We start from the raw sequence: 13,138 nt of genomic DNA, 5'->3' as shown, positions 1-13,138 counted from the left end.
CGGACCGTCACCGGCGCTGCTGGCGCGCCCACCGGGCCATGGCCTCCGGCGCGGACACGGAGGACAGGACGAGCCGTCGGCTCGGGCAGGCGGGCGACGGCGTCGATCACCTCGTGGTGGTCGCGCCGTCGCCCGCCTGCGGGAACGCCGTTCAGGCCGTGGGGTGCAGCAGGCAGGCCACCTCGCGGCCGCCCAGCGGCCCGGCGGTCGGCTCCGGCAGGTCCACCGGCCGACCCAGCCGGGGGACCTCCACCTGGCAGGCGTCCATCGCCTTCGGGCAGCGCGGGTGGAAGGCGCAGCCCCGGGGCATCGCCCGCAGGTCGGGCGGCGATCCCGGGATGCCGGTCAGCTCGCGGCGCTCGCCGCGCAGCGGCGGGAAGGCGTGCAACAGGCCGTCGCTGTACGGGTGCAGGGGCTCGCGGTAGAGCCGGTCCGCCGGGGCCTGCTCCACGATCCGGCCGCCGTACATGATCGCGATCCGGTCCGAGAACTCCACCAGCAGCGACAGGTCGTGCGTGATGAACAGCACGGAGAAGCCCAGCCGTTCGCGCAGGCTGACGAGCTGACGCAGGATCTGACGCTGCATCACCACGTCCAGCGCGGTCGTCGGCTCGTCCATGATGACCAGCTGCGGCTCCAGGGCCAGCGCCATGCCGATCATCACCCGCTGCCGCATGCCGCCGGACAGCTGGTGCGGGTAACTGTCCATCCGCTCGGGCGAGATGCCGACCAGGGTCAGCATCTCGCGGGCCCGGGCCAGCCGTTCGGCCTTGGACAGCGACGGGTTGTGCGCCGCCAGCACGTCCATCAGCTGGGTGGAGATCTTGTACACCGGGTTGAGCGAGTTCATCGCACCCTGGAACACGATCGAGGTCTCCGCCCAGCGGAACTGCCGGAGTTGGGCGTCCGACAGCCGCAGCACGTCCACCGGCGCGCCCTCGCGCGGGTGGTACAGCACCTCGCCGCGGCTGACCACGCCCGGCGGCGGCAGCAGCCGGGTCAGCCCGTAGGCCAGGGTCGACTTGCCGCTGCCGCTCTCCCCGGCGAGGCCGAGCACCTCGCCCCGGTGCAGCGTCAGGTTGACGTCCCGCACCGCGCGGACGGCCTGGTCGCCCAGGCCGTAGTCCACGCAGAGATTCCTGATCTCCAGTACCGGCTGGTGGTCTGTGCTCACTGGCCCTCGTCCTCACTCTTCTCGGTACGGAACACCACGGGGGTGAATCCGACCCGCATCCGCACCGGGCGGCCGTCGGCGCCCTTCAGCCCGCGCGGGCTCCCGCCCTCGTTGCGCAGCCTGGGGTTCACGAACTCGTCGATGCCGAAGTTGATCAGCGCCAGGGACGTGCCCAGCAGCGCGATCGCCAGCCCGGCCGGGACGAACCACCACCAGGCGCCCTGGGCCAGGGCCTGCTCGCTCTGCGCCCAGTAGAGGATGGTGCCCCAGTTCCAGGCGGAGATCCCGGGGACGCCGATGAACGCCAGGGTGATCTCGGTCATGATCGCGTAGACCACGGTGCCGATGAAGCCCGAGATGATCACCGCGCTCAGGTTCGGCAGCAGTTCGAAGAGGATGATCCGCCAGGTCGACTCGCCGGTCGCGCGGGAGGCCTCGATGAAGTCGCGGCGCCGCAGCGAGAGCGTCTGCGCCCGCAGGATCCGGGCGTTCCAGGCCCAGGAGGTGAAGCCGATCACCAGCGCGACCAGGGTGTCGCCGGTGTCGGCGGCGGGCAGGCTGGAGGTGATGATGATGATCAGCAGCAGTGCCGGGATCACCAGGAACACGTTGGAGACCGCCGACAGCGACTCCGCCGAGAGGCCGCTGAGGTAGCCGGAGCTCACCCCGATCAGCACCGCCAGCACGGTCGCCACCACCCCGGCCAGCAGGCCGACGTACATGACGCTGCTGGCACCCACCAGCACCTGGCTGAACAGGTCCTGGCCCAGGTGGGTGGTGCCGAACCAGTGCTTCGCGGAGGGGGCCTGGAGCAGCGCGTTGCTGCGGGCGGAGGGGTCGTACGGGGCGATCCAGGAGCCGATGATCGCGATGACGACGAAGAAGCCCAGCAGGCCGAGCCCGGCCGCCACCTTGCCGTTCTTGAGGAAGCGGAAGCGCTGTCGCGCGGGAGCCGCCGGTACCACGGGGGGCACGACCGGCCCCTGGGGTACGAGCGCGTCCGCGCCCTGTGCCGCTGTGGTCATCGCTCAGCCCTCCTTGCGGGTGCGCGGGTCGAGGATCAGGTAGGCGATGTCGGCCAGCAGGTTGGCCAGCAGTACCGCCAGGGTGATCACCAGGAAGATGCCCTGCATCAGCGGGTAGTCGGTGCCGCCGACCGCCTGGAGCATCTCGTAGCCGACTCCGGGGTAGGAGAACACGATCTCCACCAGGATGGTCGAGCCGATGATCTGGCCCAGCGCCAGCGACAGCCCGGAGACGTTGGGCAGCAGCGCGTTGCGGGCGGCGTAGCCGAACATCACCCGGCGCTCGGACAGGCCCTTGGCGTGGGCCACGGTGATGTAGTCCTCGGAGCCGACGGTCACCATCATGTTGCGCATGCTGAGGATCCAGGCGCTCATCGAGGTGATCACCAGCATGCACAGCGGCAGCCAGCTGTGCGAGATCGCGTTGCCGATGAAGCCGAAGTTCCAACCGGGGACGACTCCCGGGTCGTAGCCCTGGGAGACCGGGATGTTCCAGCCGATCGCGAGCACGATCGCGACCGCCAGGATGCCCAGCCAGAACGCCGGGATGGAGGAGATGAAGGTGCTCACCGGCAGCAGGAAGTCCAGCCGGGAGCCGCGCCGCCAGCCGGCCACCACACCCAGCATGGTGCCGATGGTGAAGCTGATGATGGTGGCGCAGCCCGCCAGCGCGATGGTCCAGGGCAGGCTCTGCTCCAGGATGGTGGTCACCGGCGTCGGGAAGTTGGAGAAGGAGATCCCCAGGTCGCCGTGGGCCAGCTGGGACCAGTAGTCCCCGTACTGGTTGATCAGGCTCTCGTGCTTGTTCAGCCCGAACAGCACGTACAGCGAGTTGACCGCCTGGGTGCTGATCTGTCCCTGGCTGCGGCTGATCAGGGCCGAGACCGGGTTGCCGGGTATCAACCGGGGGATGAAGAAGTTGAGGGTGACCGCCGCCCAGGCGGTGAACAGGTAGAAGGCGAGCCGTTGCAGGAAGTACTTCACCGGGCCGCTCCTTCCGGTGTCGCGAACAGCCAGCAGGCGGCCCAGTGCTCGCCGTCCTGTGCCGGTCGTCCTAGTTCCTGCGGCTCGGCCTGCGGGTTCTGCGGGTCGAGTGGTTCCGGTACGGCGAAGCGGGGCGGCAGGTCCGTACCGCAGATCGCCATGGCGTGCGGGCAGCGCGGGTGGAACCGGCAGCCGCCCGGGGGCGTGATCAGGCTCGGCGGCTCGCCGCTGTCGGTGCCCTCGACGTCCAGGCTGTGCTCGGAGCCGAGGATCCGGTCCGGGTCGGGCGCGGAGGCGATCAGCAGCTGGGTGTAGGGGTGGGCCGGACGCTGGGTGACGGTCTCGCTGTCGCCGCCCTCGACCATCTGCCCGGCGTACATCACCAGCGTGTCGTCGGCGAAGTAGCGGGCGGAGGCGATGTCGTGGGTGATGTAGAGGATGGCCAGCCGCAGCCGCTCCTTGAGGTCCCGGAGCAGGTTGAGCACGCCGAGCCGGATGGAGACGTCCAGCATGGACACCGGCTCGTCGGCGAGCAGCGCCTCCGGGTCGGCGGCCAGGGCCCGGGCGATGGCGACGCGCTGGCGCTGGCCGCCGGAGAGCTCGTGCGGGAACTTGTCCAGGTAGCGCTCGGCCGGGGTCAGCTGGACCCGTCCCAGCAGCTCGACCAGGGCGGCCTGCAACTGCTCGGCGCCCTTGCCGCCGTGGCCGTGGATCCGCAGCGCCCGGGTGAGGTGGTAGCGCACGGTGTGCACCGGGTTGAGCGAGGCGAACGGGTCCTGGAAGATCATCTGCACCCGGCGGTTGTACGCGCGGAAGCGTCGGCCGCCGCGTACGGTGACCGACTCCCCGTGCAGCCGGATGTCCCCGCCGGTGCGCGGGTAGAGCTGGGCGAGCAGCCGGGCCACGGTGGACTTGCCCGAGCCCGACTCGCCGACCAGGGCGGTGACCCGTCCCCGGCGCAGCGTCAGTGAGACGTCGTCGACCGCGTGGATGACGCGCGGCGCTCTGGTCATGGCCTGGCGTCCGGTGCGGCGGACTGCGAAGTGCTTGGTGAGGCCGTCGGCCTCCAGGACGACTTCGGTGTGCGGCGGCGCCGGTGGCGACGACGTTTCGTGCAACGTCATACCCGGGAATCCCATCGTGTGGCAGTGGCTGATCTGGTGCGCCGGGGCCCCGCACCCGGGGGAGCGGGAGCGGGGCCCCGGCGTCGGGGTGGACTTACTTGGTGGGCGTCAGGTGCAGGACGACCTCAAGCGCGCCCTCGGTGGTGGGCTGGATGCCCGCGTACGGGTTGGCGTCGCTGGGCCAGCCGGTGTAGTTCCGGGTGGAGTACTCAGCGCCGACGTTGCCGGCCGAGGTCGGGATCATGGGAACCTCGTTCACCATGATCTGCTCCAGGGTGTTCAGCGCCGCCGTGCGCGCGGTGTCGGAGGCCGCGTTGGCGTAGGCGTTGAGGGCGGCGGTGGCGGCCGGGTCGTTGAAGCGGCCGTAGTTGCCGGTGGCGTTGGAGTTGCCGACGGGCTCCAGGTCCGCGCCGTCCATGATGTTCTCGTACATGTCGTACGGGGTGGCGCCGCCGTTGCTCCAGTGCATCGCCGCCTGGAAGTTGCCGGCCGCGAAGGCGGTGGTCCAGGCGTTCTGGTCGGCCTTGTCGATGGTCGCGGTGATGCCGATCGAGGCCAGGTTGTCCGAGATGATCGACAGGTCGGTCTGGTAGTCGGACCAGCCCGCCGGGTCGGTCAGGGTGATGGTGACCGGCTTGCCGCTCGGGTCCTTGAGGGTGCTGCCCGAGTAGGTGAACCCGTTGGAGGTCAGCAGCTGCTTGGCACCGGCGACGTTGATCGAGGCGGTCTGGCCCTGGAACTGCGAGGTGATGAAGCTGTTGCCGGCCGGGGTCGGCAGGCCGGTGACACTGGTGATCTCCGGCTTGAAGTAGCCCGACTCGCCCTGGGTGAAGATGTCCCCGCGGTCGATCACCATCGACATGGCCTTGCGCAGGTTGGCGTTGTTGAAGGGGGCGACCGTGGTGTTGATCCACAGGCCGTCCGCGCTCAGCGTCGGCGGGAACCAGATCTTGAAGTGGGCCGGGTCCTTGGCCTCGAACACCGACTGCACGTTGGGGATGAAGACGTAGCTCCACTGGGTCGCGCCGCTGGACAGCGCGGTGGTCTGGGCGTCGTTCGCGGTGTAGGAGGTGTAGAGCAGCTTCGGGACCTTGGGCAGCGCCTGCCAGTAGCTCTTGCGCACGGTCAGCGTGGTGGTCTGCGGGGTGAACGAGGTCAGCGTGTACGGTCCGGTGCCGACCGGGTTGGCCACGGTGTCGGTGGTCGGGTTGCTCATGGCCGACCAGATGTGCTTCGGGATGACCAGGGTGCTCAGCACGTCGTCCTGGTGCACGAACTGGGAGCTGCCGAAGCTGACCGTGACGGTGTTTCCGCTGGTGGTGACGTTGCTGATGTCGAGTGCGTAGGTGTTCAGCGCCTTGTACTGCTTCATGATCGAGAAGGAGTAGGCGATGTCCGCGGCGGTCATCGGGGTGCCGTCGGAGAAGGTCACGCCGGTACGGGCGGTCAGCGTGAGCGAGTGGTAGTTGTTCGTCCAGGTCCAGGCGGTGGCCAGCCACGGCGCGGGGGCCTGCGCGGGCTGGGCCGCGTTCACCATGGCCACCGGCTCGTAGATCATGAAGCGGTAGCCCAGCTGATTCGACGCGGAGCTGCTGATGTACGGGTTGTTGTTGTCCGTCATCGGTCCGTCCGGCATGCCGATGGTCAGCGCCTGGGCCGAAGAGCCGCCGCCGCTGCTGCTGCCGCCGCCGGAGCTGCCGCTGCTGCTGCAGCCCGCGAGTCCGGCTATCGCCAGGCTGCACGCGAACACGGAGGTGATGGTGCGGTTCACACGCATGGTTCCCCACTTCAGGAAAGGTTTCACATGAGGGTTGAACGGGAGGCGGAGCCGGTGGTGCCGGTCCGGTCCGGGGGTGCCGGGGTGCTTCCGGCGGTTGGGTGGTGTCGCTGGTGTTGCGTGGGTCGCGCGGTGGGGCGCGGGTGGGGCTAGCCTCCGGGCTGGGTGGAGTCCCGGACGATCAGGCTGGTCGGAATCACGGTCGGGGTGCTCGGCAGCGGGTCTCCCCGGAAGTGCGCGAGCAGCAGCCGGGCCGCCGCCGCGCCCATCCCCCGCAACGGCTGGTGCACCGTGGTCAGCGGTGGGTCCGTCTGCGAGGCGAGCGGCACGTCGTCGAAGCCGACCACGGCCACGTCCTGCGGGACCCGCAGTCCGTGGGCCCGGAGTTCGGCCAGGGCGCCCGCCGCCGACAGGTCGTTGTGGGCGAAGACCGCGTCGAAGGACCCTGCCCGGTCGGCGTCGCCGGTCGGGCCCGACCCCTCCTGGCCGCTGCCGGCTCCGTCGAGGGCGGAGCGGATCGCGTGTCGGCCGCCCTCGTAGGTGAAGTCGCCGTGGACGACCTGTTGGGCCGCCATCGGCGTGGCCGACTCGGACCAGGCCTCGGTGAAGCCCGCCAGTCGTTCCTGGACACAGCCGAAGCTGGTCGGACCGGTGATCACCAGGGGCCGCCGCCTGCCGAGTTCCAGCAGGTGACGGGCGGCCGAGGCGCCTCCGGCCCGGTCGGTGGTGGCGACCGAGGGGAAGCGCGGCTGGTGTCCGCGATCGTCGATCAGGACGACCGGCAGTCCGGCGGAGTGCAGTTCGGTGATGTAGTCGAGAGTGCCCTCGGGCTCGATCACCAGCAGGCCGTCGAAGGACTTCGCCGACACCTGCTGTGCGAACCGGCGCAGCGACTCCTCCCCCCGGTTGCAGGTGAAGAGCAGCAGGCCGAAGCCCTCCGACTCGACGACGTCGACCACGCCCTGGAGGACCTCGCCTATCCACGGCCAGGTCATCGAGGGGATCAGCATCCCGACGATCTGGGTCCGGCCACGGGCGAGTCCGACCGCACCGGCGCTGGGAACGTACCCGAGCTCCTCGATGACCTGGCGGACCCGGGCGGCGGTGGCCGCGTTCAGTTCGCCCTTGCCGTTGAGGACCCGCGAGACGGTCGTCTTGCTCACCCCGGCATGGGCGGCCACATCCGCGATGGTGATCGGCACGTCCGCCTCCGTCGTTGGAATTGGTGTCGGTGGTGCAGGTTCTGGCATGGGTGGTGCGGATGATGGTGCGTGGTGTGGCGCCCGCTCTTCGTCCTGGGGACGGGTTGTCAAGAGCGCCAGTCGCAGACTCTGAGGGGAACCGGTTCCGTAACCGGTTCCGTCGCGGAGTCAATCAGGGTAATCTCCGTCACGTCAATCACGTTCCGGCAACAAAGAATTAACTCAGGGCGGGAACCCTAGAGAGCGCTCTCTGTTGGATGGGAGCCTGGACCCGGCCGTTCTTGATGTCAAGACTCGAAGTCATGGATGTTGCAGGGATGTGACCTGGCTTCATGTCTCGCATGCAAACGAGTTGCGGTCGGCCTCACTTGACGGCTGCGGAGATTTCCCGCAACACTCGGAACGTCCGCGAGAGCGCTCTCTCGCCCATCTCCGGATCCGCACCACCTCGGATCCCGCGTGCTCAGGCCGCGTCGACTGGAGTTCCCATGACCACCACCGCCCCCTCGGCCGTACCGCAGCAGGCGGGCGGCCGGCCTGTCGGCGACTTTCTCTGGGGTGTCGCCACCTCCGCGTACCAGATCGAGGGCGCCGCCTTCGAGGACGGCCGCACCGCCTCCATCTGGGACACCTTCAGCCGGGTCCCCGGCGCGGTGTTCGGCGGCCACAACGGCGACACCGCCTGCGACCACTACCACCGGATGCCCGAGGACGTGGCGCTGATCGCCGGTCTCGGCGTCGACTCCTACCGGTTCTCGCTGTCCTGGCCCCGGATCCAGCCGGGCGGCCGGGGCCCCGCCAACGCCGCCGGTCTGGCCTTCTACGACCGGCTGGTGGACCGGCTGCTGGAGCACGGGATCCTGCCCTGGGTCACCCTGTACCACTGGGACCTGCCGCAGGAGCTGGAGGACGCGGGCGGCTGGCCCGCCCGCGACACCGCCCACCGCTTCGCGGACTACGCCGAGCTGGCCATGGGTGCGCTCGGTGACCGGGTCCGCTGGTGGACCACGCTGAACGAGCCCTGGTGCTCGGCCGTCCTCGGCTACGAGACCGGGCGGCACGCGCCGGGGCGCCAGGACCGGGGCGACTCGCTGGCCGCCGTGCACCACCTGCTGCTCGGCCACGGCCTGGCCGCGCAGCGGCTGCGCGCCGCCGCGCCCGCCGACCCGGCGGAGCCGGTGCGGGTCGGCATCACCTTGAACACCACCCACGCCATCCCGGTCGAGGACACCCCGGCGGACCGCGCCGCCGCCCGCCGCGCGGACGGCATCGGCACCCGGCTGTACACCGACCCGCTGGTCCACGGCCGCTACCCGGCGGACGTGCTGGACGACCTGGCCGCCGAGGGACTGCGGCTGCCGGTGCGGGAGGGCGACCTGGAGACCATCGCCCAGCCGCTCGACTTCCTCGGCGTGAACTACTACACCAGCCACTACATCTCCGGCTCCGAGGCCGACGGCCTGCCCGAGCCGGACGGGCGCCCGGTCACCAGGCCGGTCCCGCAGGGGCTGCCGGTGACCGCGATGGACTGGGAGATCGTCCCGCGCGGACTGACCGACCACCTGGTCCGGCTGGACCGCGACTACCCGGGCATCCCGCTGTACGTCACCGAGAACGGCGCCGCCTTCGACGACCGGACCGCGCCCGACGGCGACGTCCGCGACCCGGACCGGACCGCCTACCTGGCCGAGCACATCGAGGCGGTGGCCGCCGCCCGCGCCGCCGGGGCCGATGTGCGGGGCTACTTCGCCTGGTCGCTGATGGACAACTTCGAGTGGGGCTACGGCTACGACAAGCGCTTCGGCATCGTCCACGTCGACTACGAGACGCAGCGGCGCACGGTGAAGCAGAGCGGGCGCTGGTTCCGCGAGCACATCCGCAGCAGCCGTGAGCAGTCCGCCGAGCCCGGCCCGTCGGCCGCCGACGGTGGCTGAGCCGGGGCGCGGCCCCGCCCCCGTACCACCCTGTCCCACCACCTTCCCGAGAGGAATCCCCGTGCGCTTCGAGCTCCGTGACGGCGTGCTCCACACCGACGGCGCCCCCGGCCTGCTCGCCACCGCCGACTACCCCTACTACCGCGACGACCCGACGGTGTGGCGGGAGCGACTGCGGACCCTGCGTGACGCCACCGGTATCCGCATCGTCAGCAGCTACATCCCCTGGCGGCACCACCAGCCCGACCCGGACGCGCCGCCGGACTTCACCGGCGCCACCCGCCCGGACCGCGACGTGGTCGGCTACCTGCGGATCTGCGCCGAGCTCGGCCTCAGCGTGATAGCCAAGCCCGGCCCCTTCATCCACGCCGAGACCAACTACGGCGGGCTGCCGGACTGGATCTCCCCGCTGCGCAACCCGCTGGTCGAGCCGCAGCTGGACGCCCAGGGCGAGCCGGTCCGCTGGATCGGCTCGGTGCCCGGCCCGGACGGCGAGATCGAGCGCTGGCCGCTGCCCGCGCCGCTGGGCGCGCACTTCGCCGCCCGTACCGCCGACTGGCTGCGGGCGGTGAACAAGGAGGTGCTGGCGTCCACCACGGCCCCGGACGGGCCGGTGACGCTGGTGCAGATCGCCAACGAGGGCCTGTTCACCGACGGCTCGCTGCCGCTGTGGGCGTACGACTACAGCGCCCCCGGCCTGGACTTCTACCGCAGCGGCCTGCGTCGGACCTACGGCACCCTGGACGGGTACAACGCGCTGCACGGCACCGACCACGCCGACTGGGCGCAGATCGAGCCCCCGCGCGAGCGGCACACCTCCGGTCCGCTGGACGTCCGCTCGCAGCTGCGCTACGCGGACTGGGGGCGGCACCAGTCCGACTCGCTCGCCGAGGCGTACCACAGCTGGACCGAGGCGCTGGCCCCGGAGGTCCCGGTGCTGGTCAACCTCAACCCCCCGGCCGGGGAGCCCGACTCGCTGGACTCCTGGCTGTCGCGGGTCCGCCCGGAGCGCTGGAACGGCATCGCCTACGGCTTCACCAACTGGATGGGCGTGGTCTCCACCAGCCACGACGCGCACGTCCGCTACGTGGTCGCGGCCAAGCGCACGCCCGGCCCCAACCTGGAGGAGAACTGGGGCTTCTCCGAGCTCTACGACCGCGCCTACGCGGCCGGGGTGACCAGCTTCCACCAGAGCCTGCTGGCGCTGGCGGCCGGGGCCACCGGCTTCAACGTCTACACCGGCGTGGCCACCTCCGGCTGGGGTGACGACCTGGACGCCAAGCACCGGCCGCCCTACCCGGACTGCCCGCCGGTCGACGCCGACGGCAACGCCACCGGCAAGGCCGGGACGGTGCTGATGCTCGCGGACTTCTTCGCGGCGCACGGCGCGGAGTTCCTGGCCGCGCGACCGGTCACCGGCGCGAGCTGGGGCCTGTACGCCCCCTATGCCGCGATCGCGGCCTGGACCGGGGACGCCTCGGCGGCCGGTTCCGCGCCGGACTCCGCCGACGCACTGCCCGGCTGCGGCCGACCGCTGCGGGAGTTCCACGAGCGGACGCGCGCCGAGGGCCAGGACTACCGCATCGTGGACCTGGAGAGCGCCACCGCGGCGTCACTGGCCGACCACCCGCACCTGGTGCTGCACGGCGGCGCGTTCCTGGACGCCCAGGTCCAGCGGCTGCTCGCCGGGCACATCGGGGCCGGGCACCGGGTCGAACTGCTGGGCCCGGTCCCGCGGTTGGACGAGGCGCTGAACCCGTGCACGGTGCTCGCCGAGGCGCTGGCGGGGCAGCCCGCCGCCGCCCCGACGGCCGGCCCGGTGCGCGTGCTCAGCGGCAGCGCGGACGCCTACTGGCGGGCCGTCACGCCCACCACCGGCTACCTGACGCTGCTGGTGCAGAGCGACAACGAGGGACCGGTGAACGTCGAGATCGGCACCGGCGCGGGCGGCCGCGCCCTCCAGGTCGCCGTGGACAGCTGCCGGGGCGGCGCCGCCGTGCTGCGGATCGTCGACGGCGTGCTGGACGACTTCCTGCTCTCCGGTGCGAACTCCTTCCTCGGTTCCTCGGTCACCCCGTCGGTGGGTGTCGACGGCGGTGAGGTCCGCGGCCACTTCGGCCAGGACCTCGCCCGGATCGGTGGGGAGACGCGCACGCTGCTCCCCTGATCCCCGCCGACGGCCGACGCCCCGGGTACCAGCCGGGGCGTCGGCGCTTCGCTGACCCTACGTCAACTATTCCGGTGGGCAGAGCAGTCGGGACAGCTTGGCGGCCTGCAGGATGCGTTGCAGGGGTAACCGGATCTGTACCAGGTTCAGCAGCACGTGCCGGTCGGCCGCGCGCAGCGCCGCCGCCATCAGTGCGCTCAGGCCGCCCGCGTCGCAGAACTCCACGAGCGCGACGTCCACTTCCACGTGCTGGACCTGCGGGTCACGCAGGACCCAGGTCACCGCGTCCTCCAATTCGACTGCGGTGACCTGGTCGAGTTCACCGGCGAGCAGGATCTGTGCGGTGCTGTGTCCATCGAGGACGAGAACCGCCAGGCGAGAGTTGCCGCTCACAAGGCCCCCAAACCCAATTGTGCGGGGCATCAAGCTAGTTGAGCATCGCGGTGACCGACACAACTCCTTCATACTTCCCAGCAAATCGTGTTCGCACCGTTATCGCACGGGGCGGCCCGAATCATCCGGTTCGCCCCCGAACCGGCGGTGCGGGCACTGCCGGAGGCACCCGGGGACGGCCGTGACGCAACTCACCGGCCCCGCGGGTGCGAGCCGGTCCGTCGACGGGGCATGATCACGGGAGTCCTGGAGGAGGAAGTCGTGACCGATGTAGCGTCCCGTGAACGAGCCGCGGCCATGGTCGAATGGCAGGCGCGCGGTTGCGCCGGCTCGCCGCTGTACGTGGCCCTGCTGCTGCGGGTCGCCGAGGACGTCCGGGCCGGCGGACCCTGCGCCGACGCCATCGCCGGGTACGAGAACGCGCCCGGACCCGACGCCATCGCGCTGCGGCTGGTCGGCGGGGTGCACGCGCTGGTGCTCTCCGGGCGGGCGCCCGGGCTGGCGGCGTACTACCCGAGCGCGGGCGGCGAGTACCACCCCGGGGTGGCCGACGCCTGCTGGTCCGCCTTCCGCGACCTGGTCGCCGCCGAGCTGCCGTGGGTGCGCGACTGGATGACCCGGCCGCCGCAGACCAACGAGGTCGGCCGGTCCAGCCTGCTGCTGGCCGGACTGCTGCACGCGACCAGCGCCGGGGCGGTGCCGATCCGGCTGTTCGAGCTGGGCTCCAGCGCGGGCCTGAACCTGCGCCCGGACCGGTTCCACTACTCGGCGGACGGGGGTTTCGCCTGGGGCCCGGCGGACTCCCCGGTGCGGCTGACCGACACCTGGACCGGTGGCGCGCCGGAGTGGCTGGCCAAGGCCGCCGCCGCCCGCCCGGAACTGGCGGTGGTGGAGCGCCGGGGCTGCGACCCCTCGCCGATCGACCCGGCGTCCGCGGCGGGGGAGCTGGCGCTGCGCGCCTACATCTGGCCGGACCAGCCGGAGCGGCAGGAGCGGCTGCGCGGAGCGCTCCGGCTGGCCGCCGAACTCCCGGCCACGGTCCAGCGGTTGGGCGCGGCGGAGTTCCTGGCCGGGGTGGAGCTGCGGCCGGGCACACTGACCGTGGTCTGGCACTCGGTGATGCGGCAGTACGTCCCGGCGGCGGAGTGGGCCCAGGTGTCGGTCGAGCTCGACCGGCTGGCCGCCGCGAGCACGCCGGAGGCGGGGTTCGCGCACATCGCCTTCGAGCCGGAGCGGACGGCCGAGGGGAAGTTCGCCTTCCGGCTGTCGGTCACCGGCGGTCCGGACGGCGAGCGCAAGCTGCTCGCCGAGGGCCGGGGACACGGCATACCGGCCGAGGCGCTCTGAGCGGACCGGCC

At 71.3% G+C, this 13,138-nt stretch carries 10 protein-coding genes; 3 read left to right on the top strand and 7 right to left on the bottom strand.

Annotation, left to right across the window (positions count from 1 at the left end; translation table 11 throughout):
* Window positions 1-151: 151 nt before the first annotated feature.
* The 6 genes from GXP74_RS24130 to GXP74_RS24105 form a co-directional block, all read right to left on the bottom strand.
* The gene (locus GXP74_RS24130) at window positions 152-1,174 is read right to left on the bottom strand and encodes an ABC transporter ATP-binding protein (RefSeq protein ID WP_182453336.1); all 1,023 of its coding nucleotides are present in this window, start codon (window positions 1,172-1,174) and stop codon (window positions 152-154) included.
* A complete protein-coding gene (locus GXP74_RS24125) occupies window positions 1,171-2,199 on the bottom strand; it encodes an ABC transporter permease (RefSeq protein WP_182453335.1) in 1,029 nt (342 codons plus the stop codon). Before GXP74_RS24125 ends, GXP74_RS24130 begins: the two co-directional genes overlap by 4 nt.
* Window positions 2,200-2,202: 3 nt before the next feature.
* Window positions 2,203-3,183: an ABC transporter permease gene (locus tag GXP74_RS24120; RefSeq protein WP_182453334.1), complete on the bottom strand. Its 981-nt coding sequence runs from the start codon at window positions 3,181-3,183 to the stop codon at window positions 2,203-2,205.
* Window positions 3,180-4,307, bottom strand: coding sequence for an ABC transporter ATP-binding protein (locus GXP74_RS42285; RefSeq protein WP_182453333.1), 1,128 nt, complete (start codon window positions 4,305-4,307; stop codon window positions 3,180-3,182). The genes GXP74_RS24120 and GXP74_RS42285 overlap by 4 nt, the downstream gene beginning before the upstream one ends.
* Before the next feature lie 94 nt (window positions 4,308-4,401).
* Window positions 4,402-6,084, bottom strand: a complete 1,683-nt coding sequence (locus GXP74_RS24110) for an ABC transporter substrate-binding protein (RefSeq protein ID WP_182453332.1) — start codon at window positions 6,082-6,084, stop codon at window positions 4,402-4,404.
* Between the two features lie 149 nt (window positions 6,085-6,233).
* Window positions 6,234-7,286 (bottom strand): LacI family DNA-binding transcriptional regulator, encoded by a 1,053-nt coding sequence (locus GXP74_RS24105; protein ID WP_182453331.1) that lies wholly within the window; start codon window positions 7,284-7,286, stop codon window positions 6,234-6,236.
* Window positions 7,287-7,774: 488 nt separating this feature from the next.
* Between GXP74_RS24105 and GXP74_RS24100 the strand changes: the two genes are divergently transcribed.
* Complete coding sequence (locus tag GXP74_RS24100) at window positions 7,775-9,220, top strand: GH1 family beta-glucosidase (protein WP_182453330.1); 1,446 nt, start codon at window positions 7,775-7,777, stop codon at window positions 9,218-9,220.
* 61 nt (window positions 9,221-9,281) lie between these two features.
* Window positions 9,282-11,387, top strand: a complete 2,106-nt coding sequence (locus GXP74_RS24095) for a beta-galactosidase (protein ID WP_182453329.1) — start codon at window positions 9,282-9,284, stop codon at window positions 11,385-11,387.
* Between the two features lie 66 nt (window positions 11,388-11,453).
* On the opposite strand, the gene GXP74_RS24090 is transcribed toward GXP74_RS24095, so the two are convergent.
* Window positions 11,454-11,780 carry an STAS domain-containing protein gene (locus tag GXP74_RS24090; RefSeq protein ID WP_182453328.1) on the bottom strand — a complete coding sequence of 109 codons (327 nt, stop codon included), beginning with the start codon at window positions 11,778-11,780 and terminating at the stop codon, window positions 11,454-11,456.
* A 261-nt stretch (window positions 11,781-12,041) separates the two neighbouring features.
* Between GXP74_RS24090 and GXP74_RS24085 the strand changes: the two genes are divergently transcribed.
* The gene (locus GXP74_RS24085; RefSeq protein ID WP_225448142.1) at window positions 12,042-13,127 is read left to right on the top strand and encodes a DUF2332 domain-containing protein; all 1,086 of its coding nucleotides are present in this window, start codon (window positions 12,042-12,044) and stop codon (window positions 13,125-13,127) included.
* Window positions 13,128-13,138: the final 11 nt, after the last annotated feature.

This window comes from Streptacidiphilus sp. P02-A3a (assembly GCF_014084105.1).
Taxonomy (GTDB): Bacteria; Actinomycetota; Actinomycetes; order Streptomycetales; family Streptomycetaceae; genus Streptacidiphilus.
Note: the sequence above shows the minus strand (reverse complement) of the source record. Positions and strands in the feature narration are given on the sequence as shown.